Here is a 23,577-nt window from a genome sequence, read left to right as displayed (position 1 = left end):
CTTATTGCGCAATAACCAATCATCATCAAATCAATTCCACCCACAATAAACAAAAATTAATCATGAAGCAAAAGTTAAAAATTATGCTGATTCTTTTTGTGTTCTGCACACCAATTGTACAGGCACAAAGGGATGACCTGATTAACATCAGTGACATCGTAAAAATAGTGAGTACCTCCTCTCATACCATTTCCCCTAATGGAAAAGATGTACTTTTCGTCAAAAATTTCATTGAAGTTAAAAATGAAAATGAATATCAGTACAAGTCACAACTCTGGGTGACCCCAATCGATGGTAAGCATCCGGGGAAGCCTTTGACTTCATCGGAGTATAATGTTTCATCTTTTGAGTTGTCCCCGGATGGCAAAAAAATTGCCTTTTTAAGGCCCAAAGATGGAAAATCACAATTATGGATCCTCCCTTTAGACGGGGGGGAAAGCCAGGTCATGACTTCCGAAAAGTTCAATGTTTCCAATCCGGTTTGGTCGCCAGATGGAAAAAAAATCCTTTTCAGCACCACCATCCCTATGTGGTCTTTAAGTGGCTCTCCTGACTGGAAGATGCAAAGGCCAGGTAGAAGTTATGGTGATGAACCCAATTACAAAGCCATACAGGAAGGGATGGCTAAAGAAGAAATTAAACCCAATCCAGATGGAAATCTTGAAGAGTTAAGGGCATTCCTAGCCAAAAATGCCAGTAAAAATGATCCGAGAGTTATTGATAGGTTAAATTTCTTGGGAGAGACAGACCTGAGTCCCGACCTTTTCTTTTCCCATTTGAATATTCTTGATCTAGAAACTGGAAAAACAGAAAGGATTACAGATGGATTCCAAAGTTACTTTGGTGCAACATGGTCACCTGATGGCACCTATTTACTCGCATCATCGCTTAAAAACACAGAACACCCCGACCTGACAAACCATACAGAGATTTGGAAAATCAACCTCAAAAACAAATCAGCCGAGGTATTCTTTGCTTTGGAAAATCACCGGGTGGGTAACCCTGTATTTTCTCCCGATGGAAAATGGATTGCCTTAGGTGGACAAAATATGGAAGAACCTTCCTATAATATGTCAATGATCGGCATCATTAAACCCGACGGAACTGGTTTTAAGTGGATTACCGAAAGTCTGGACAGAGCAGTTACCAGTCCAAAATGGACAGAGGACAGTCAGTATATACTGTTTACCGGGGCAAACCAGGGAGGATTTAGTCTTTGGAGCGCCCAAATCAATACCGGAAAAATTGAAGCGATCATTTCAGGACCAGTGGGGGTCAATGGTTTTGATACAAGGGGAAAACATATTGCCTATGCCTTAACTAAAATCGAAAATCCTTCTGAAATATACTCTGCCGATTTAAACAACAGAAACCCCATCCAATTAACCCGATTCAATGAGGGATGGCTTGCCGGAAAAAAACTTTCCAAACCAAGTGCCCATCAATTAAAAACAGCAGATGGATTGGTTGTAGATTATTGGGTAATGCCTCCTACAGAAAGACAGGAAGGAGTAAAATACCCTACAATTTTGAATATGCACGGCGGACCTTCCGCCATGTGGGGACCAGGGGAACCCAGTATGTGGCATGAATTCCAAATCATGGCTGCCAAAGGTTACGGGGTGGTATATGCCAATCCGAGAGGAAGTGGAGGATATGGCAAAGCCTTTCAAAAAGGCAACTTCAGAAACTGGGGCGATGGTCCCGCTGCAGATGTACCCGGGTCTTTGGATGCAGCAAGTAATCAATTCGCCTGGATTGATAAAGACCAATTGTTTTTGACAGGAGGCTCTTACGCCGGATACTTGACTGCTTGGATAGTAAGCCATGATCATAGATTCAAAGCGGCCTTTGCACAAAGAGGGGTATATGAACTTACATTCTTTATGGGAGAGGGCAATGCTTGGAGATTGGTCCCTAACCATTTTGGCTATCCTTGGGAAGAAGGTGTCAAAGAAATTTTGGATTACAACAGTCCGCAAACTTATGTCCAAAATATTCAGACTCCATTATTGATCAAACATGGAGATGTGGATTTAAGAACAGGTGTAAGGCAGTCAGAATTGCTATACAAAAGTTTAAAAATTCTGGGCAAACCTGTAGAATATGTTCGCTATCCCGGAGAAGGACATGAACTGTCAAGATCAGGTGCAGTCCATAGAAGGATAGACCGTTTGGCTAGAATAATTGAATTCTTTGAAAGATATGTAAACCATCCAAGAGGCATTCAGTAAGTAAAAACCATGGTTTGGGAAAAATAGAATATGGCAAAAACACACTAAAACTAAACTTGACTTTAGTCAAGATTTAGAAAATTATTAAAACCTTAATTGATTATAATTGACTTATTTTGGCATTAAATTGATTTATTTCGTTATAACGCTAAAAAAAATACCTAACGTTAGGTATTTTTCCGATGTCAAAATATGCCTAAACTTGAAATACTTTTAGAGTTTCTCTAAATAAGTGTTTAAGTTCAAATAAGGGTTATCCTAGAGACTAAAAAGCCCCCAATATTTGGGGGCTTTTTGTTTTTTTTCTTCTTAATTCCAACCGCCGCCCAAAGCACGGTAAAGTTTTACATTGGACTGCAATTGTTTCACTTTTAATTCTATCAACTCAATCTGGGACTGAAGTGCTCTGCTTTGGGCATTGATTACCTCGAGGTAATTGGCATATCCCACCATAAACATCGTGTTGGAATTTTCAACAGATCTTTTCTGCACCTCCACCTCATAGGTTTTGACCTGAAGCTGCTCATCATAGGTTTGGAATTCATTAACCAAGTCAAGAACTTCCAAATAACTCCTAAGGACTGTTTGCTCATAATCATACCATGCAATCCTCTGACGGGAATTGGCTGCTTCAAAGTTTGCTCTAATCTGATTCCTGTTAAATACAGGTGCGACAAGGCCTGCTCCAAATTGGTATACGCTGGATGCCGGATTTAAGAATAGCCTGCTGAAATCAAAGGCATTAAAACCAGCCATCCCAAAAAGGTTAAATGAAGGGAAATAGGCTGCTCTTGCTACAGAAATATCCGCTTTACTCGCCAACAATTCCTGTTCGGCAGATCTAATATCTGGCCTCAATAGCAGTAGATCTGAAGGTAATCCGATTTGAACCAATTCTGGCCTGTCAAAAACCCGGTCCAGTCCAAGTCTTTGGTGGTCAAATTGATAAACACCCAAAAGACCGGTCAACCTTAGCTCTTCAGAACGTAATTGCCTCTGTTTTTCCACTAACAATGCTTTAGAGTTTAGCATCAAAGCTTCAAACTGATCCACGGCCAATTGATTCTCTTTTCCTGCAGTTTTTAGGTCTTTGGTAAGATTTACCGCCAACTCCTGTAATCTGATATTTTCTTCCAAAACCCTCAATTCTTCATCCAGGCCCACCAAAATGTAATAAGACTGCGCTACTTCAGAGATAAGTAAAGTTTTTACAAGATTGGCCATCTCCTGGGAAGCCAAATACCTGGCTGCCGCTGCTTTTTTGCGGTTCTTATACTTTCCCCAGATATCCAACTCCCAATTGAATTGAGCACCTATTATGAAGTCCCTATATGGATCGGGAATTTTCTTGTCTTCTGGTACAGAAGGTGAAAGGTTCGAATCCGCATTTCCTACCCCATCCATGGTATACTCTCCAAATCTTTGCCTATATGCACCTGCAAATCCATTGATTTCAGGGAGCATTCCTACCCTTGCCATTTTGAATTCCGCCCCTGCAAGTTTGATTCTCTCAAGTGTTTTCAGGTTTTCTTGATTGTTGGTCAAGGCAACTGCAATTAAATCCTTCAGTGCAGGATCTTGGAAGAATTCTTCCCATTGCAGAACGGCTATGGTAGAATCCCCATTTTTATTTTCATCAAAATAAACCTTTGGAGTTTGACCATAATTAATATCTTCTTGGATCTTGGTGGCCTGACATCCAAATACCAAAATACTTAATGTCATTAGGCCCACAAATGCAACTGTTCTTGTATTCCAATTCATGATGCTCATGCCTTTACAGAAATTTCTGAGGTTTCTTTTTTCTTGAATTTAGTGGCCATGGTTTCAAATACCACATAAAGACCAGGTATCAGAAATACACCGACTAATGTACCGATAAGCATACCTCCGGCTGCGGCTGTCCCAATAGTCCTGTTACCAATGGCCCCTGCTCCAGAAGCTATGGTCAAAGGAATCAATCCGGCGATAAAAGCAAATGAGGTCATCAAAATAGGCCTTAACCTTTCCACACCACCATAGATGGCACTCCGCAAAATACTAAGGCCTCGCATCCTATTTTGTCTGGCTATTTCAATAATTAATATAGCATTCTTACCAAGTAATCCGATTAACATAACCAGGGATACCTGGGCATAAATATTATTTTCCAAGCCTGTTATTTTCAAAAAAAGAAAAGATCCAAAAATACCAGCGGGAAGAGAAAACAATACAGCCAAAGGCAAAATGTAACTTTCATACTGTGCTGAAAGAAGGAGGTATACAAATACCACACAGATAGCAAACACATAAAGAGCCTGATTACCAGCAGCTATTTGCTCCCTTGTAATTCCTGACCAGTCAATATCAAAGCCTCTTGGAAGAATTTTAACTGCAACTTCCTCCACTGCCCTAATGGCATCGCCAGAAGAAAAACCCTCTGCTGCATCGCCCGTAATCAATGCAGAAGTGTACATGTTGTATCTGGTGAGTTGCTCCGGGCCATAAACCCTCTCCAAATTCACAAAATTGGAATAAGGTACCATTTGTCCGCGATCATTTTTAGCATACATGGATAAAATAGACTCGGGAGAAGTTCTGTATTCAGGAGATGCTTGAATCATGACTTTATACATCAAACCGTACCTTATAAAATTAGAAGCATAAAAACTTCCAATATAACTTTGAAGTGTTTCCATAGCTGATTCCACAGACACTCCCAATTTTGCGGCTTTATCATGGTCCACATTCAAAATATATTGAGGGAAATTTGGCTCAAAATTTGTCTCGACCCCCTTGAGTTCTGGTCTCTGGTTGAGAGCTTCAACAAATTCCTGGGTTATTCTACCCATATTATCCAATCCCGAACTTGATCTATCCTGTAAACGCAACTCAAAACCAGACGCGTTTCCAAAACCAGGCAAAGCGGGAGGTGAAAAAAATTGGATTTTTGCACCTTTAATATGAGAAGTCCTCTCCTCATATTCTTTGATTAATTCATTGACATTTTTATTCCTGCTTCCCCAGTCCACCAAATTGATCATCCCCATCCCATAAGAAGCCCCTGCTGTTTCAGTCATAAGGCTGTAACCGGCTAATGTAGAAATGGTCTCCACCTCACCTAATGGCAACAAATTGGCTTGTACTTGGTCCATGATTTCTGAGGTACGTTCTACAGTGGCACCTGGAGGGGTGGTGACATTCACGTAGATCATACTCTGGTCTTCATTTGGAATAAAACCAGTAGGTAAAACGGACAATACTCCATAAGTGAGGAAAAAGAAAAGACCTAATGCTCCAAATGTTATGACTTTTCTATTGGCAATAATTCTAAGAATAGCCCCATATCTAGAGGTTAATGCATCAAATTTCTTATTAAAATGATAAAAAAACTTTTGCATTATTCCTTTGGATGGATCATGTTTGACGTCTGTAGGCTTTAACAATAAAGCCGATAAAGCAGGTGAAAGGGTAAGTGCATTGATGCCTGAGATAACAATGGCTATAGCAAGAGTAAGTGAAAATTGCCTATAAAAAATGCCCACTGGACCTGAAAGAAAGCTTACGGGAACAAATACCGCTGTCATCACCAAGGTAATCGCAACAATCGCCCCACCTATTTCCTTCATTGCAGCTATGGTAGCATCCATGGCATTCATTCCATATTTGTGCATTTTGACATGCACTGCCTCAACCACTACTATCGCATCATCTACCACTATACCTATTGCCAAAACCAAAGCAAAAAGGGTAAGCATATTAATTGAAAATCCAAAAACCTGCATAAAGAAGAATGTTCCTATTAAGGAAACAGGTACTGCTATGGCCGGTATCAAAGTCGACCTGAAGTCTTGTAGAAAAATAAAAATCACAACTGAAACCAAAATAAATGCTTCAATTAGAGTTTTTACTACATTCCATATTGACGCATCTAAAAACCTGGAAACATCATAAGAAACGTTGTATTCCATCCCCGGAGGGAACGACTCACCTTGTAATTCATCCATTTTGTTTTTGATGTTCTGGATTACTTCCCTTGCATTGGATCCGGGCCTCTGCTTGATCATAATGGAGGCGGAAGGTCTTCCGTCCGTCATTGAAACCATGCTATATTCCTGAGCATCAAAAACTATATCGGCAACATCCTTTAATTTCAATAAAGAGCCATCAGGAAGTGCTTTTAAGGTAATGTTTTCATAATCTTCCTCTTGTGTAAACTTCCCTGTGTATTTTAACACATATTGCAAAGCTTGGGGATCCCTGTCAGAGCTGATGCCTGATTTGCCGGGAGCAGCTTCCACATTTTGAGCCCTGATGGCATTTGTCACATCCTGCGGGGATAAATTGTAGGCAACCAATCGGTCTGGCTTCAACCAAATCCTCATTGCGTAATCTTTGAATCCCATAATCTGGGCAAAACCAACCCCATCAATTCTTTTCAACTCCGGGAGAATATTTATGTCTGCAAAATTGTAGACAAATTTTTCATCCTGAGTAGTATCCGATGTCATTAGGTTTAAGTACATCAACATACTATTAACCTCTTTCTCGGTTTGTACACCTGCCCTGATTACCTCTTCAGGCAATTCATCCAATACCGTTGCCACCCTGTTTTGAACGTTAACTGCAGCAACATCCGGATCAGTACCGACCTTAAATACAATATTGATCAAAGTTACTCCATCATTCGTATTTACGGATGTCATATACTGCATGCCCGGCACTCCATTAATGGCCCTTTCCAATGGAGTGGCAACAGCTTTGGCCAAAACCTCGGCATTTGCACCAGTATATTTCGCTGTGACAGTAACTGAAGGGGGAACTATTTCCGGAAACTGGGTAATAGGAAGTCTAAACAAAGAAAGAAGTCCAACCAAGGTGATCAAAATTGATATTACCGTGGAAAGAACCGGTCTCTTAATAAATATTTTAAGCATCTCTGTCAAATATTAAGATTTCACTAAAGTATCATAGACATCCTTTTCCGGCTTTAATTCAGGGGCAATCTGGATTCCATCTTTAACCTGTTGAATGCCTTCATAGACTATCCTGTCTCCTTGTTCGAAGCTATCAGAAACATAGAAAAGACCAAAACGCTGCAAAGGCTTGAAGCTACGCACTTTTACCTTATTGTCTTTATCTAAAATATACACATAGGTATAATCTTGAATTTCAAAGGTGGACTTTTGGGGAATAAGAAATATGTCTTTTAGTTCCTCTTCCATTTGCACTTTACCCGTTGCCCCATGCTTGAGAAGCTGATCCGGGTTCGGAAATCTAACTCTAAAAGCAATGGATCCAGTACCCCTTTCAAAGTCAGCTTCCATGGTCTCCAGTTTTCCCTTATGCTCATAAACCTCTCCATTAGAAAGTATTAAGGATACTTCCTGATCCAGAACACCTTCATTTTCCAATCTTGTACGCATATATTGAAGGTACTCATTTTCGGTCACTTTGTAGTAGGCAAAAATTTCAGAGATATCTGTAATATTGGTAAGTAAATCACCTGCGGTTACCAAACTTCCAGTTTTGAAAGGTATCCTATCCACAAAACCATCAAAAGGAGCTTTGACGGTGGTGTATGAAAGTCCAATTTTTGCATTTTTCAACATGGCCTCAGCTTCAGCAATAGCAGATTCTGCAACTGCCCGTTTTGACCTTGCCAATTCCAGTTCTGAGGGGGAAATGATGTTTTTATCTACCAATATTTTAAGTCTTTCTACTTCAAGTGACGCTGCCTTGGCCTCAGCCTGGGCCTGTCTTAATTTAGCATTGGCAGAATTGACCATTTCATTAAACTCATTGGAACTTAATTGAAAAAGTGTTTGGTCTTTTTTGACAAACTGGCCTTCATCCACATAAATCCTATTCACAAAACCCTCAACTTTTGCCCTAACCTCTACAAATTGTACTGCCTGAATATCACATACGTATGTTTTCGGAACAGTAATACTCATGGGCTTAAGCTCCACAATTGGCACTTCAATTAAAAGTTGATTCTGATTTTTACCATTTCCCGAACTACAGGAAATAAAACTCGATACAGCTATGATAGCAATAGCTGTGAGTACTTTTGGGAGCCAATAATGGAAATCCCCAAAAGTTACTTTTGAAACTTTTGATGTCATTGTTTATGTAATAATGAGAAATGAATAATCCCTTAAAAGATTACCTGGGTATTGTTAATTAGAAGCAAAATGATGTTGAAAACAAAAAACTAGGGCGCATTGGTGGAGATAATGTGCTCAAAAATTAAAATAGGTATGTAAATGATTACGCTTTCAGCCAGCTTAACCTTTGGCTGAATGATGGAATCTAATCTTAAAAAAGTCTGGATTTGATCGAAAACTTTGATCAATTCCATTCTCTGCACTTTCGTGCTTTTATTTCCAGTAGGTCGGGATATGGATGTGGGAAAATCTACGTAATCAAATTCTGTCTCATCTACAAACTCACCAAAATATTCAATTTTTTCCTCCTCTTCCAGTCTGTCATATACAGCAAGCACAACAAAAAACAGCGCCATAACAAAGGCGAAAACCCTTATTAACGTGTTGAGCCTATACTGCACATTTCTTATCATGGCGCAAAATTAGTTAAAATATCAAATCCGCAATTACTTTTTATATCAATGATTTTTTTTTAATACAGATCCGGATATTTTGTATTGTTTCTAAGAGGAGTAAACAACCATTAGAATAGAAAAAGTTTAATCGTATTGAAGATTTTTGAAAATCGGATAAAATCAGTCTGAATTGGATAATTTTATCTCATTTTTGCCTGAGATATGTCATAAAGTTTGAAATCATGAAGAAAGAAGAAATGAGAATTATTTTCATGGGCACACCTGAATTTGCTGTGCCTTCATTGGAAATATTGTTGGAAAACGGCTGGAATGTGGTGGCGGTTATTACTGCTCCCGACAAACCTAAAGGAAGAGGCCAAAAATTAATTCCATCACCTGTCAAAGAATGTGCCCTGAAACATAATATACCAGTTCTTCAACCTACCAATCTTAAATCACCGGAGTTTTTAGAGGAATTGAAAAATTTTAAAGCTGATGTACAAGTGGTTGTAGCTTTCCGAATGTTACCGGAAATAGTTTGGAACATGCCTCCATTGGGGACTTTCAACCTCCATGCATCATTACTTCCTAATTACAGGGGTGCTGCCCCCATCAACTGGGCCATTATCAATGGTGAAAAAGAAACAGGAATCACTACTTTCTTCCTAAAACATGAGATTGACACCGGAAGTATAATTTTTCAGGAAAAAGAACCCATCCATGAAGAAGACAATGTGGGTAGCCTTTATGAGAGGTTGATGATAAAAGGTGCAAAGCTGGTTCTTAAAACCATTGAAGGAATCGCATCTGGTAATATTCAGACAATTCCGCAAGATGAGCAGCTGGCCAAACATCATGCTCCTAAAATTTTCAAAGAAACTTGTGAAATCGACTGGACAAAACCTGCATGGGAGATACATAATCTGGTAAGAGGGCTTTCACCCTACCCAGCAGCCTGGACTACCTTGGACAATAAGAATTGTAAAATTTTTAAAACCCAAGCAAATCCAAAAAATATTATAGGACTTGCTCCAGGAGAATTTCACTCTGATGGCAAAACCCATCTTACTTTCCAAACAGGGCAAGGGAGTTTGTCCATTTTAGAATTGCAGCTGGAAGGCAAAAAAAGGTTAAATATTGAGGAATTTCTAAGAGGTTATAAATTGTAAAAGAAAAGCAATCAATTGGATTTTTCAGTACTACAATCCCCTATTTATTAGGAGATTACCTTAAATCCGCAGGGCGGATTTAAAAAAAGCCGAAAAAGTGGCTGAATTTATTCAATTCAGGCTTTTCCGGCTCGTTTTTTTTTCACTTATTTAGGTGTTACCACACATCCTTGATAAGCGGTATGAAAATTACGAATTCGACAGAAAAAATCACACCTTTCGGAGGTTTTAATTTTGTTTTTAACTCTTTCAAAAATTCTGGTCTCCCAGAACTCATTGATAATCAATTGGGGGTTAGAGCCTTAAGGGGAGGGTTTTCATACAGTGACATTTTCGCCAATCATATGGCTATTTTCTTTAATGGTGGCGACTGTACTGAAGATATCAATGTTCACTTGAGAGACGCACTTGAACAGGTCCCTTCATTTTCAGTATGCAGTGCCGATACAATTCTGAGAGGTATCAAAGAGCTTGCTGTTGATACAGAACTCTTTATAAATCCGTCCAGTGGAGTAAGCCATGAATTTAATATCAATGGAAAACTCAACAGCTTGTTGTTAAAATCAGCTTGTAAGACCGGATTACTCAAGTCAGGTGTTGCTTACGACCTCGATTATGACAACACCGTCATTCCAACTGAAAAGTACGATTCAAAAAAGACATATAAACACGTCTATGGATATCAGCCAGGTGTAGCTTCCATAGCACATCCTGAATTTTCACAGGCCATTCCTGTGTACGTAGAGGGCAGAAATGGCAACAGTCAGGCCAAATATTTGCAGGCTGATACACTTACACGCATGTTTGGGCAGCTTACCAATGAAAATATCCGTATCGGAAGGTTCAGAGCCGATTCAGCATCCTATCAGGAAGAAGTTCTCCGCACACTGGAAGCACATACCGAAAGCTTTTATATACGGGCAAACAGATGTGCCAAACTGGATAATATCCTTGGAAGTATAGCCCCTGAGAAGTGGCAGAAAATACGTTTGGGTGTACAGGAAATGGAAGTTACTGACCTATCCGACTACAAACCTTTCGGTAAAGACAGGTCTTACAGGCTGGTCATTACCAGAATCAGGCGTAAAGACGGGCAGGCAGATGTGTTTAGTGGAGATGCATTTACTTACAGGGCTATTCTGACCAATGAACATACATCGTCCAATGAAGCTGTTGTAAGGTTTTATAACGCCCGGGGTGCAAGCGAACGCTTGTTTGATGTACTCAACAATGACTTTGGCTGGTCTAAGTTGCCCTGTTCGTTCCTTGCAGAGAATACCTCCTTTATGCTTATGACGGCTATGTATGCCAATTTTTACACCTATATCATTGGAGAGTATTCCAGAAAAGTTGATTGGCTTAAGCCTACCGACAGGCTCAAGAAGTTTATCTTCAGATTTATCACTGTTTCAGCCAAGTGGATAAGAACGGGAAGAAGAGAAGTGCTCAAACTGTTCACGAGTAAGGATTACAAGCCGATTTTGAACTAAATTCAGATAAAAACCCCTCAGGAGCTCAAAAAATAAAGATTTACAGGGAAGAGGTATGCCTTTTCCATTAAAATTGAGGAAAAAAACCGTCCATTTTATCCTCAAACCTAAAATCCATTGTCTCAAAACTATGAACACTCTTCAATCAAAGGGAAGAAATTCCCGAACTAGACCAAAAATGAACACAAACAAGCAGATTCAAATCTCCAAACTAAAATCCTGCGGATTTTAGGGATTAATTCAATTTTGGTTAAATTGTATCAAAACAACATTTTAACCATGAAATACCAAATCCTTTTTCTCATTTTACTTTTTGTATCATTTTCCTTCTCATCACAAGCCCAAATATTAGACAGGGTAAAAAGAGCTGCCGAAAGAGGTGTAAATAAGGCGGTTGAAAAAAGAGTGGAAGCAGAAGCAGAAAAAATTGCACAAAGACAGCTCGAAAAAGTCTTTAGTGGAATTTATGGGCCAGAAGGTCTTCCGGGAATAGACATAGAGAAAATCCTTAGCGGAATTCACGCTGATGTACCGGTAGCAGATAAGTATGAGTTTACCGGTTTTTCCAATATGCTAATCACCGGTCAGGATGAAATGGGCAAAGCCATCGATCCCATGGTCTTTAAATCTTTTTATTCTGAATCCGAATTGGTCATGGGTATGGAAGTAGAACTCAAGGAAAAGGAAAAAAAAGAGGGTACTTCGGTAATCATTTACGATTTCGAAAGAAATGCATCCATAATCCTTTTTGACAATGATGGTCAAAAAAGCAGAATAGCCTATGCTTATGATTTTGAAAAAATGACTGAAGGCATAGAAAAAAGTAACGCTGATTTGAATAATGAAGATGCTTTTAAACTTGTAAAAACAGTTAGAAGTAAAACCATCCTAGGGTATGAATGTGATGAATATCATGCTGAGGATGAAGATGGAATAAGCAGTTTCTGGATTACGGAAAAGACCATAGGAAGAAAATCAGGTTTTTGGGGAGAAAGCAACCCGGTTATTGCTGCTAGAATGAAAAACAATAATTCAAAACAATTCAGTCAACTTCCCCAGGGCAGCATGCTTGAACTGGATTATAAAAGCAAAATAGACAAGAGTGAAATGCAGATGACAATCACCGAATTGAATGAAAACTATACTCAGCGTTTCTTAATGGCCGAGTATCAAAATGTATTTGCCAGCAGTCAATAAATCATCCTTGTCTCCCTACCCTAAAGTTTAATGTTTTATTTAGGGCTCATTTTTTAAAAAAATACCCTTTCATCCTCGGTCAAACCTTGGTATCTTGGGCCGTAAACTTCAATCACCTTGAAAATCTCAATTATAGTAGCAAAGGCTAAAAATGATGTCATAGGGAAAGACAACCAATTGGTTTGGAAACTTTCTACCGATTTGAAATTATTCAAAAAATTAACGACGGGGCATCATATAATCATGGGAAGGAAAACCTATGAATCAGTAGGCCGTCCTTTACCTAACCGGACTTCCGTAGTAATCACCAGAAACAAAAATTTTTCTTTACCAGAAGGTCATGTCGTAGCCCACTCTTTGGAAGAAGCCATTCAGATCTGTATAGGAAGACATCTTTCGCAGGTATTTATCATTGGAGGCGCTGATATTTATAAGCAGGCCATGAAATTTGCTGATGAACTTTTAGTCACCCAAGTTGAGGCTTATCCGGAAGGGGATGCGTTTTTCCCTAAGATTGATCCGAAAGTCTGGCAAATGGTATCTTCAGAACATTATGAAAAAGATCAAAACAATCAATATAGTTTTGATTTTGTGGTTTATAAAAGAAACAGAGCAGATAAATGAACCAAAAAACAATTTGGATCACAGGAGCTTCTTCGGGAATCGGAGAAGCATTGGTAAATGCATATGACAGCTTAGGTCATAAAACCATCATTTCGGCAAGGAATCAAGCTGCCCTCGAACAAATAAAAGAAAAGGCCAATAATCCAAAAAACATTTATGTCCTTCCCTTGGACTTGAATGCCCCAGATAGCTTTGCTATAAAGACCAAAGAAGCTATTGAAGCATTTGGAAAAATTGATGTACTGATCAACAATGGCGGAATCAGCCAGCGTTCACTGGCAGCAGAAACATCCTTGGCAGTGGACAGAAAGATTATGGAGGTCAATTTTTTTGGAACAATAGGCCTTACAAAAGAACTTTTGCCTCACTTCATGAAGAATAAAAGCGGACATTTTGTAGCCATAAGCAGCTTGGTAGGCAAATTTGGTACTCCTTACAGGTCAGCATATGCCGCATCTAAGCATGCCCTGCATGGATTTTTTGACTCGCTAAGGGCCGAACATTATAAGGATAATATTTATGTCACCATAGTTTGCCCCGGCTTTATCCGTACCCATGTCTCTATCAATGCCCTCACCGGGGATGGTACCCCCTTAAATCAAATGGATGAGGCACAGGACAAGGGAATGTCACCGGAACAATGTGCAAAAGAAATCATCAAGGCTATTGAAAAACAAAAAGAAGAGGTGTTGGTTGGAGGAAAAGAAAAATATGCGGTATACCTCAAAAGGTTTTTCCCTGGAATATTTTCCAAAATCCTTAGAAAAGCAAAAGTCAGATAGTACCAATTCATGTCAAGGTAAGTTCAAACCCAGGTCCATCAGATTATGAGTAATTATAAAGAGGTAAAAGCAGAAATTTTGGCCATTGGCGATGAATTGCTTTATGGTCAAATCATCGACACCAATAGCCACTGGATAAGCCAGGAATTGGACAAAATCGGAGTCAGAGTGGTCCGTAGAACTACGGTGGGAGATAACAGGGAATCAATTCTTTCTGCTTTTGAAAGTGCAGAAAAAAGAGCGGATATTATTTTGATGACAGGTGGACTTGGCCCTACCAATGATGACCTGACCAAACCTCTGCTTGCAGAATATTTCAATTGCGGGATAGAGTTGGTCCCAGAGGCTTTAGAAGCGGTAAGGACCTTTTTTGAAAGAAGAGGAAGGGAACTGACACCCCTCAATAGGCTTCAGGCCCATTTGCCCACAAAATGCACCTATATCCCCAATGAATTGGGAACTGCACCGGGTATGTGGTTCTATGAAAATGGAAAAGTATGGATGTCTATGCCGGGAGTACCTCATGAGATGAAGAAACTCATGACTGATCATGTTATCCCTAGAATAAAAGAAATTTTTCCACTACCGCATATTTACCATAAAGTGGTAAAAACCGTAGGAATAGGTGAAAGCTGGCTGGCAGATTTAATCAAAGACTGGGAGGCAAATCTGCCTGCGCACATCAAATTGGCCTATCTACCTTCTTTGGGACAGGTCAGACTGCGGTTAACCGCATTTGGCAATACCATCGAAGAATTGGAGGATGATGTAGAAAAAGAAATTGAAAAGTTACTTCCCCTGATAGACAAATACATCTATGGCTATAACCAAGAAACTTTGGAAGAGGCGATTGGGAGACTTCTTAAACTGAAAAATCAGAAAGTGGCTTTTGCAGAGAGCTGCTCAGGAGGATATATTGCTCATTTGGTGACGACTGTTCCCGGAAGCAGCGATTATTTTCAAGGTGCTATCATCCCCTATCACAACGAATTCAAAAACAAAATCCTTGGCGTAGAAAATTTTGTTTTAAAGGAATATGGGGCAGTAAGTGAAGAAACCGTAATCCAGATGTCTGAGAATGTTAGGAAAATCTTTAATGCTGACTTTGGCCTGGCCAGTAGCGGTGTAGCCGGGCCAAGTGGAGGGACAGAAGAAAAACCTGTTGGAACAGTTTGGATTGCCTGTGCCATGGAAAACAGGACCCTTACCAAAAAACTCCAACTCACTCAGGACAGGATGCTCAATATTCAGCTGACTGCAGTAGCTGTCCTGAACCTACTCAGACTATGCATTGAAGACAAAACAGAATAAAAATTTTTCAATGCAATTTTGCATTGGTTAAAATAAAATTTAATTTTAAAACTCAGAAATAAACCCAATTAAATAATATCAGTATGGCGACTGTAGAAATGCTAATGCCCAAAATGGGGGAAAGTATTATTGAAGGAACAATTCTAACCTGGCTTAAAAAAGAAGGGGATAAAATAGAACAGGATGAATCCGTGCTAGAAGTGGCTACCGATAAAGTTGATACAGAGGTTCCGGCTACGCATGGAGGAGTGCTCAAGAAAATTTTGGCCAAAGAGGGTGAGGTAGTTGCTGTTGGCGCTCCAATTGCCTTAATAGAAACCGAAGGAATTGAAAATGTTTCTTCCGCCACTTCACAGCCTGAAGCTGAACAAAAAGAAGAGTTGATTGCTGCAGCGCCAGCTCAGACCCAAACCATTTTGACTGCCCATATCCCAGCTCCAATCAGCGGAGAAAGTGATGGAAGGTTTTATTCTCCCCTTGTACTGAGTATTGCCAAGGAAGAAAATATCAGTAAATCAGAATTAGCTACTGTTCAAGGCACCGGCAAGGATGGAAGAGTGACCAAGCAGGATATGTTGAATTATGTTAAAAACCGGGGAAGCAAGGCTACTGCGGTTGTTCCTACTACCTCTTCATCTCCTTCTACTTCTGTTCCAACACCAGCTCCCGCAAGAGTTGAAGTTAGCATTTCTGCCCATGATGAAATCATTGAAATGGACAGAATGAGGAAAATGATATCGCAAAGAATGGTGGATTCGAAAAGGATCTCTCCTCATGTGACTTCATTTGTGGAAGCCGATGTTACCAATATTGTACTATGGAGAAACAAAGTGAAAGACAGCTTCAAGAAAAAAGAAGGTGAAGCCCTTACTTTCACCCCTTTCTTTATTGAAGCAGTGGCGAAAGCAATCAAAGATTTCCCAATGATCAATATTTCTGTAGATGGGGACAAAATCATCAAGAAAAAGGACATCAACATTGGGGTCGCTGTCGCCCTTCCTACAGGGAATTTGATTGTACCGGTAATCAAAAATGCAGATCAGTTCAATTTGACAGGCCTTTCCAAAAAAGTAAATGACCTGGCCAACAGAGCAAGAAACAATAAGCTTTCTCCGGATGAACTTACAGGAGGTACATATACCTTATCGAACGTAGGAAGCTTTGGCAATGTCATGGGAACTCCGATCATTATGCAGCCACAGGTAGCAATTTTAGCAGTCGGTGCCATTCAAAAGAAACCTGCTGTAGTAGAAACGCCAACCGGTGATGTAATTGCTATCCGCCATAAGATGTTCCTTTCCCATTCCTATGACCACAGGGTAGTAGACGGATCTTTAGGAGGAATGTTTGTTAGAAGGGTGGCTGATTACCTGGAGGCATTTGATCTCAATACTGAATTATAAAAAAAGAGGCTTAGGCCTCTTTTTTTATTGATAGTTCTTTGTAGTGATCGGCAATCACCTTGGCTATCTCATGGATACTGACTGGCTTGGTCAGGTAATAATTCATTCCTACGGCATAAGCTTTTTCTATATCTTCACTGAAAGCATTGGCAGAAAGACCGACAATCATCATAGATTCAGCGCCTTTGATTGCCCTGATATGCCGGGTTGCATCCAAACCATTCATTTTTGGCATTTGAATATCCATAAATACAAGGTCAAAAAACCTCCCGTTTTTAACTAAATCAACTGCTTCAAGTCCATTTCTGGCAATACTGACCTCATAACCGAGTTGATCCATCAACATCTTCATAAAAATGAGATTGGTATTATTGTCCTCTACCAGGAGAATATCCATCGGACAGCGGTAAGCCAAATCCAAAAGTTGAACTTCCTCTTCATTCAGGCCAAAAATCTGGCTTTCTCTCAATTCTTCATTATGCCTGATAGTTGATCCAAATACACTAAAACTAAAAACCGATCCTGTACCGACTTCACTTTGGATTTGTAATTCTCCTCCCATTAACTCAATGAGCTTTTTGGAAATGGCCAACCCAAGACCTGTTCCCTGAAACTCCCGGGTATTGCTTCCATCCAATTGGACAAAAGGTTCGGTCAGCAAGGCAATTTTTTCCGGAGGTATTCCTTCTCCATTATCTTTCACGGAGAAATTTAATATAATATTCTCTTCCAAAACCGGCTCTACTTCAACAGAAACATGCACAGATCCTCCCTGAGGGGTAAACTTCACCGCATTTCCGATAATATTTAGAAGAATTTGCACCAATTTTTCTTTGTCCAGCCGAACATAACCTGGCATTAATGGTCCAAAGGAATACGTGAATTGGATTTGTTTTTTCTCCACCATTCCAGAGAAGATCCTAAAAACCCTAAGTATTTCATTTTTAAAGTGGAAAACACTCAACTTCAACTCCATCATACCGGATTCTATTTTGGAATAATCCAAAATGTCATTGATGATATTGGTCAGTGATTTACCGGAATCCTTGATGACCTGAATATATTCCTGCTGCTTGTTATCCAGCTTTGTTTGCTCCAATAGTTCAACAATGCCTAACAAACCATTCATAGGAGTCCTGATTTCATGGCTCATATTTGCCAAAAATTCAGATTTGGCTTTATTGGCTTGCTCTGCTGCCTCTTTGGCTTCTTGAAGCCCTTTTTCCCAAAGCTTCTGTACTGTGATGTCCCTGGCCATGGAAACCATTCTCTGTTCGTCCAGCTTAAAAACCCTGGCCTCAAAAATCCGCTTTCCAATGGGTAGAGGTAACTCAAACTCTATATTTTGGAGTTTTCCAGTATTTTTAGCCTTTTCAAATGCGTTTATCAAATCTGAACGCATCGGTTCAGGCATGATATCTTTGAAATTTTTGCCCATTGTTGATTCGGGTGGGACCATCAATAGTGTTTTGTCTTTGACATAATAATCCCTAAAAACGCCATCATTATCATAAATAAAAATGAGGTCTGGCAAACTTTTTAGTACAGCCCTTAACCTATTCTCACTCTCTTTAAGTTTAAACTCTGATTCAAATTTTTCCTGAATATCGGTGCATATTCCAACATTCCCTTTAAAATTTCCCAATTCATCATAAAGCAGTTTTTCGAAAATTTTGACCCTCGTCCAATATCCGTCCCGGTGACGAAAATCAAACTCAAATTGTAAATTATCTTTTCTGGAATCAGTACTGTCTTTAATAAATTCCCCCAATTTTTCATTATGCTCAGGCCGGATATACTTCCTGAAATTGGCTTTGAAATCTTCAGGATCATAACCCAACACTTGCTTCACCTCTTCACTAACAGAATATAATTTCCCGTTCTCGTCCTGAAAATAAATAAAGCCTTTGGACTCCTGAAGCAATAAGGTCTGCCTTCGGAAAAGTTCCTTGATTTCACGGGCACTCGCTTCAATAGCTGAATTTGATACTTGAATGTTCCTTATAAACTTAAATAGTATGATCAATATGAGGACCAAAAGTGCCAGCAGACCAAATAGAATATAAAAATAGTTGACATAAACTTCAGATCCGACTTTAGAAATATCCTGTATAAATACAACCCCATATTTATACTCAAAGGGAACCAGTCGGAAAGGATAATAATGTATCGTTGCCTGTCTTCCTTTACCTCCCTCTTCTAAGCTAATGCTCCCAATTTCCTCCCCTTTAAGACCCAGCTCCAAATCCTGATTGAGTCTATTTAAAACCTTTTGGGATGGATAAAAATCTTTATCATTTCTCTCTACATTCACAGGAAAGAGAAATCCATCCCTCCAGATATATTTTTTGGTATCTATCCCCAGATAAAAATTACTCAATTGATCATTGAAAAACCGATCTGGGTTAGTTACCACTGTTATCCCAACTCCTTTACTCGCATTCTTAAGATGGATTATTCTCGAGCCTGAATTTTCAAATTGTACCAATCCGCTTTGAAATGTCCGGATGAAATTATTCCTTTCATCAAAGTGGAATGAAACAGTTTGATTAGGAAAGGTGACAATTAACGTATCCAAAATAAACCTATGGTTATTAAAAATCCTTCTGGCCCTTTTTTCAAAAGCAAGTTCTTCATTTGAGGATCTTTCATAGGTCCAAGGTTCTAAGTTATTCACAAAGAACAACATGTCTTCATACATAGCCGAAAAGGTATTCTGGATGTCCTTACCAGCAAGCTCAGCTTTTTTGTTTAAAGAGACTTGAATAGACTCAATCTGACTGTCCCGGAGCGCCCCAAAAAAATTAAACGCAAGCAAGGAAATAATGACAGCAACTGCTATTCCTAAAAAAACAAACCACCTATAAATCCCCCTTCTGTTTTCTAAAACAAAATCAATTCTTTTCTCCCCCATCAGAATACCAAATCAAGTACGATCCAATCCAATATTTCCATTTTTGCAGCAGAAACTTGGATTTTTAAACCCAAATCTTTTAAAACTGTCTCCCTTTCATTGTTCAAAATTATATTGGAAGCCATTTTCCTTACCTCTTTACTCTTGCTCCTAAAAAGATTGAAATCTTCCATCCTGAAGCTATCAGAAATAATTGTCTGCTTGTAAGTATGATTTTTTAGCGGGGGTAAGGAAAGAGACTCTATCGCTTTAGTTTTTCCTGCCACTAATGTTCCCGTTACATCCACAATGACAAAATTCCTGTCAAATTTTTCCAAATAGGATTCAATAATGTCATTTAATGTTATGTCAAATCCCAAAACCATTTTGAGGTCATTTTCCACATATACCGGATAAATCAAGGAAATCATCCATCCCCTACCCACAGGATCAATGTAAATTTCATCCACCCAAACAGGCCCTCTATCAGGATTGTGTTCTTGATCCGCCAAATAGTAAAAATTGAAGGTGGTTATATCTAAATCCGGATCCAACATGGCAAGAGCATCATAAGGTGGGTAAAGTTTATTTAAGTGGTACTTACTGTTAAAATAAACTTGCGAAACGACCGGATAACGTTGAATGATTGACCTGAATTTTTCATCTAAAACTTCCGTCAAGATAAACATCTCTCTTGCCTCTTTAAGGTTACCGGCTCTTCCCGGAATATAAATGGTGCTGGATTCAGGGTCCGTTATCCCGGCATTATTGTATACTCCTGCTTCGGTAATAGGGATGTAAGCATCATTCGATTGGGATAAAATAAATTCTTTTTGTGCATATAGTCTCCTCACCTCCTCTCCCAGTAACACGATTTCTTCCTCAAGTTCTTCTAGGTCATACTCCATCAAAGAAATAAAGGCATTGATATCCATCAAGACATCCTCATACCTTTCCTTAGGAGCAGATGTACATTGCATCAGATGCAAGCAAAGAAAAAACAGGATAATTCTTGGGTAATACATCTTCATTTTAGGAATGAACCTAAAGCTAAAGATTTTGCAATTGATTTTGAAGGCTTTGCCCCATTTCTTTGAAACGGAGCATAACCTTATCAAAGAATTCCCCTTTATAAAATTGCTCCAGGTCATCTTCAACTAAAACATCCAATTCTGACACTTTAAATGTCTGCTCCAAAGGACCCAGTTCAAATTTTATCAAAAATTTGTTGTTCCAATTGAAAATGGAAACCCTTATCCCTTCTTTGGTAAATTCCTTTACTACACGCATTATGGTCTTCTGACTTCGGAACTGTAGGTGATTTCAGATTTCAGGGAAGAGGCGACAGAACAGTATTTGTCCACTGATAATGCTACCACCTTAGCGAATTCTTCTTCCGTTGCATCGGGTGAAACTAAAATGAATTTCAAATGTATATGGGTATAATAAGCAGGAATTCCATCATTTCTTGTCCCCTCTAACTCAATAAAAAAATCATTGATGGTCTTTCTTTTCTTTTTCATCATAATTACGGCGTCAACTGCAGAACAGCCTCCCAAAGCAGATAAAAGAAGGTCCATCGGGGATTGGGCTTTTTTGTTCGGGGCATCATACATATCGATATCTACCTTGTTGCCCTGCAAATTGAAAGCCTCATATTCATAGTCCGCCTTCATGCGGACTGTTACATTCCTTTTACTCATGTCTGATTATTGTTTTTTTGCGTGACGGTCAATTAACACCTGAATAACCTCATCCAGTTCAATTTCTTTGGCTTCTAACAGCACCAAATAATGGAAGAGCAAATCTGCTGCTTCTCCTAAAAAAAGTTCCTTGTTGTTATCTTTGGCTTCGATAACTATTTCCACCGCTTCTTCTCCTACTTTTTGAGCTACTTTGTTGATTCCTTTTGCAAATAAAGAAGCGGTGTAGGACTGATTTGATGGGTTGTTTTTCCTGTCTTTGATTATGCTTCTCAACTGGTCTATAAACAGCGTCTTACTGCGATTGGGTTCATCAAAACAGGTATCCGAACCCGTATGGCAAACAGGACCCACAGGATTGACTTTGACCAAAAGGGTATCACTGTCACAATCGATACTGATATCATGGACAAATAAAAAATTACCAGAAGTTTCACCTTTGGTCCAAAGCCTCTGCTTGGTCCTACTGAAAAAAGTAACCTTTTTGGATTCCAAAGTAAGATCCAAGGCTTCCTGGTTCATATAACCCAACATCAATACGACATTGCTTTCAGCATCCTGAATGATAGCAGGAACCAAGCCCCCTACTTTATCAAAATCTATTTTCAGATTATTCATTAAACTTAGTTTAAATAGTATTTTAAATTCTTACGGGTATACCTTCCTGGTCCAGGTAGTTTTTAAGATCGGGAATAGGGATTTCCCTGAAGTGAAATATACTGGCGGCTAAAGCGGCATCCGCTTTCCCAAAGGTAAACACATCTTTGAAATGGGACATACTTCCTGCTCCTCCAGAAGCAATTACAGGAATACTTAGCATGGAAGAAATTTCTGCTGTTATCTCATTGGCAAAACCAGATTTGGTACCATCATGGTCCATGGAGGTCAACAAAATCTCACCCGCCCCCCTATCACAGACCTCTTTGGCCCATTGCTGCGTTTTGATCAAGGTAGGCTTCCTGCCGCCGTGGGTGTGGACAAAATCTAACCCATCAATATTTCTTGTATCAATGGCCACCACGATACATTGGGAGCCGAATTCCAAAGCCATCTCATTGATCAGATGGGGGTGTTTTACTGCAGCAGAATTGATGGAAATCTTGTCTGCCCCGGCATTGAGGAGAACCTTAACATCCTCCACTGTGGAAATTCCCCCTCCTACTGTAAAGGGAATATTGATGGCTTTGGCCACCTTAGTGACAAGTTCTGCCAGGGTTTTTCTTTTGTCCACTGTCGCTGTAATATCCAAAAACACCAGCTCATCAGCTCCTTGATCCGAATAAATTTTGGCCAATTCAACCGGGTCACCCGCATCACGCAGCTGAACAAAGTTGACACCTTTTACAGTGCGGCCGTCTTTGATGTCCAGGCAAGGTATTATTCTTTTTGTTAGCATCTTTTTAAAAGTTCCAAGTACGATCTGTAAAGACGTCGTCCCCTAAAATTCTGTCTGTTAAGCTCATCTCATGAATTGAATCCTGAATGATCAGAAGGCAAAACCGGCCAACTGTTCAAGCGTAATTTTTCCTTCATAATAAGCCTTCCCTACTATCGTTCCATAAACACCGATTTCAGCCAATTTTTCAAGATCCTTTATCTCTGAGACTCCCCCACTTGCAATTAGTCTGATGCCAGGAATCTCGGAGAGGATTTCTCTATACAAATCCAAAGAAGGTCCTTGAAGTAAACCATCTTTGGCTACATCTGTACAAATTACATAACTGATACCCTTATTATAATAGCCTTTGATGAAGTCAATGAGTTCGATTTCTGTTGTTTCTTCCCAACCTGAGATGGCAATCTTCCTGTTTTTGGCATCTGCACCCAGGATAATTTTTTCTCCTCCAAACCTTGATATCCAAGATTCAAACAAATCCTGATTTTTTACGGCTATGCTTCCTCCTGTGACCTGATGTGCACCTAAGGAAAACGCCTCTTCAATAGCTGTATCGGATTGCACTCCTCCCCCAAAATCAATTTTGAGAGATGTTCCTTCTGCTATCGCCTTTAAGGCCTGCTTGTTTACAATTTGTTTTTGTTTTGCCCCATCCAGGTCAACCAAATGCAACCTGGAAATACCTGCCTGTTCAAATCTTTTGGCCATTTCAAGAGGACTATCATGGTATTCTTTTTTTTGACCATAATCCCCTTGGGTAAGTCTGACGCATTTTCCGTTTATAATATCAATTGCCGGTATTATCTCCATTTTTGCTTTTATGGGAATCAA

The 23,577-nt window shown here is 39.4% G+C and carries 19 protein-coding genes; 8 read left to right on the top strand and 11 right to left on the bottom strand.

Annotated features, from left to right (window positions below):
• Positions 1-62: 62 nt before the first annotated feature.
• Complete coding sequence (locus BC751_RS12135) at positions 63-2,234, top strand: S9 family peptidase (RefSeq protein WP_130275767.1); 2,172 nt, start codon at positions 63-65, stop codon at positions 2,232-2,234.
• Positions 2,235-2,543: 309 nt separating this feature from the next.
• Here the strand turns inward: BC751_RS12135 and BC751_RS12130 are convergent, their stop codons facing one another.
• The 4 genes from BC751_RS12130 to BC751_RS12115 all read right to left on the bottom strand — a co-directional run bounded on the left by BC751_RS12130 (position 2,544) and on the right by BC751_RS12115 (position 8,796).
• Positions 2,544-3,998 (bottom strand): efflux transporter outer membrane subunit, encoded by a 1,455-nt coding sequence (locus tag BC751_RS12130; protein WP_130275766.1) that lies wholly within the window; start codon positions 3,996-3,998, stop codon positions 2,544-2,546.
• A gap of 5 nt (positions 3,999-4,003) precedes the next feature.
• Positions 4,004-7,150, bottom strand: coding sequence for an efflux RND transporter permease subunit (locus BC751_RS12125; RefSeq protein WP_130275765.1), 3,147 nt, complete (start codon positions 7,148-7,150; stop codon positions 4,004-4,006).
• A gap of 12 nt (positions 7,151-7,162) precedes the next feature.
• Positions 7,163-8,341 carry an efflux RND transporter periplasmic adaptor subunit gene (locus tag BC751_RS12120; RefSeq protein ID WP_130275764.1) on the bottom strand — a complete coding sequence of 393 codons (1,179 nt, stop codon included), beginning with the start codon at positions 8,339-8,341 and terminating at the stop codon, positions 7,163-7,165.
• An 89-nt stretch (positions 8,342-8,430) separates the two neighbouring features.
• Positions 8,431-8,796 carry a hypothetical protein gene (locus tag BC751_RS12115; protein WP_130275763.1) on the bottom strand — a complete coding sequence of 122 codons (366 nt, stop codon included), beginning with the start codon at positions 8,794-8,796 and terminating at the stop codon, positions 8,431-8,433.
• Positions 8,797-9,020: 224 nt separating this feature from the next.
• Between BC751_RS12115 and fmt the strand changes: the two genes are divergently transcribed.
• The 7 genes from fmt to BC751_RS12080 all read left to right on the top strand — a co-directional run bounded on the left by fmt (position 9,021) and on the right by BC751_RS12080 (position 16,754).
• Positions 9,021-9,947, top strand: a complete 927-nt coding sequence (fmt, locus tag BC751_RS12110) for a methionyl-tRNA formyltransferase (protein ID WP_207226878.1) — start codon at positions 9,021-9,023, stop codon at positions 9,945-9,947.
• 182 nt (positions 9,948-10,129) lie between these two features.
• Positions 10,130-11,437 carry an IS1380 family transposase gene (locus tag BC751_RS12105; protein WP_130273823.1) on the top strand — a complete coding sequence of 436 codons (1,308 nt, stop codon included), beginning with the start codon at positions 10,130-10,132 and terminating at the stop codon, positions 11,435-11,437.
• Between the two features lie 279 nt (positions 11,438-11,716).
• Positions 11,717-12,634: a DUF4412 domain-containing protein gene (locus BC751_RS12100; RefSeq protein ID WP_130275762.1), complete on the top strand. Its 918-nt coding sequence runs from the start codon at positions 11,717-11,719 to the stop codon at positions 12,632-12,634.
• Positions 12,635-12,751: 117 nt separating this feature from the next.
• Positions 12,752-13,258 (top strand): dihydrofolate reductase, encoded by a 507-nt coding sequence (locus tag BC751_RS12095; protein WP_130275761.1) that lies wholly within the window; start codon positions 12,752-12,754, stop codon positions 13,256-13,258.
• The gene (locus BC751_RS12090; protein ID WP_130275760.1) at positions 13,255-14,040 is read left to right on the top strand and encodes an SDR family oxidoreductase; all 786 of its coding nucleotides are present in this window, start codon (positions 13,255-13,257) and stop codon (positions 14,038-14,040) included. The genes BC751_RS12095 and BC751_RS12090 overlap by 4 nt, the downstream gene beginning before the upstream one ends.
• 45 nt (positions 14,041-14,085) lie before the next feature.
• Positions 14,086-15,351, top strand: coding sequence for a competence/damage-inducible protein A (locus BC751_RS12085; RefSeq protein WP_130275759.1), 1,266 nt, complete (start codon positions 14,086-14,088; stop codon positions 15,349-15,351).
• 83 nt (positions 15,352-15,434) lie between these two features.
• The gene (locus BC751_RS12080; RefSeq protein ID WP_130275758.1) at positions 15,435-16,754 is read left to right on the top strand and encodes a dihydrolipoamide acetyltransferase family protein; all 1,320 of its coding nucleotides are present in this window, start codon (positions 15,435-15,437) and stop codon (positions 16,752-16,754) included.
• A gap of 10 nt (positions 16,755-16,764) precedes the next feature.
• Here the strand turns inward: BC751_RS12080 and BC751_RS12075 are convergent, their stop codons facing one another.
• From BC751_RS12075 to hisA, 7 genes are all read right to left on the bottom strand, one after another.
• A complete protein-coding gene (locus BC751_RS12075) occupies positions 16,765-19,668 on the bottom strand; it encodes a PAS domain-containing hybrid sensor histidine kinase/response regulator (RefSeq protein WP_130275757.1) in 2,904 nt (967 codons plus the stop codon).
• Positions 19,668-20,672, bottom strand: coding sequence for a PDC sensor domain-containing protein (locus BC751_RS12070; protein WP_242617458.1), 1,005 nt, complete (start codon positions 20,670-20,672; stop codon positions 19,668-19,670). The genes BC751_RS12075 and BC751_RS12070 overlap by 1 nt, the downstream gene beginning before the upstream one ends.
• Before the next feature lie 25 nt (positions 20,673-20,697).
• Positions 20,698-20,937 (bottom strand): hypothetical protein, encoded by a 240-nt coding sequence (locus tag BC751_RS12065; RefSeq protein ID WP_130275755.1) that lies wholly within the window; start codon positions 20,935-20,937, stop codon positions 20,698-20,700.
• Entirely contained in the window at positions 20,937-21,350 is a 414-nt protein-coding gene (locus BC751_RS12060) for an OsmC family protein (RefSeq protein ID WP_130275754.1), read from the bottom strand. The genes BC751_RS12065 and BC751_RS12060 overlap by 1 nt, the downstream gene beginning before the upstream one ends.
• 6 nt (positions 21,351-21,356) lie before the next feature.
• Positions 21,357-21,968, bottom strand: a complete 612-nt coding sequence (hisIE, locus tag BC751_RS12055; protein WP_130275753.1) for a bifunctional phosphoribosyl-AMP cyclohydrolase/phosphoribosyl-ATP diphosphatase HisIE — start codon at positions 21,966-21,968, stop codon at positions 21,357-21,359.
• Between the two features lie 22 nt (positions 21,969-21,990).
• Positions 21,991-22,746 (bottom strand): imidazole glycerol phosphate synthase subunit HisF, encoded by a 756-nt coding sequence (hisF, locus tag BC751_RS12050; protein ID WP_130275752.1) that lies wholly within the window; start codon positions 22,744-22,746, stop codon positions 21,991-21,993.
• A gap of 90 nt (positions 22,747-22,836) precedes the next feature.
• On the bottom strand, positions 22,837-23,556 hold the full coding sequence (gene hisA / locus BC751_RS12045; RefSeq protein ID WP_130275751.1) for a 1-(5-phosphoribosyl)-5-[(5-phosphoribosylamino)methylideneamino]imidazole-4-carboxamide isomerase: 720 nt from the start codon (positions 23,554-23,556) through the stop codon (positions 22,837-22,839).
• Between the last annotated feature and the right edge of the window lie 21 nt (positions 23,557-23,577).

Origin of the sequence: Cecembia calidifontis, from assembly GCF_004216715.1 — a bacterium.
Classification (GTDB): domain Bacteria; phylum Bacteroidota; class Bacteroidia; order Cytophagales; family Cyclobacteriaceae; genus Cecembia_A; species Cecembia_A calidifontis.
This window is presented reverse-complemented; position numbering and strand designations above follow the sequence as displayed.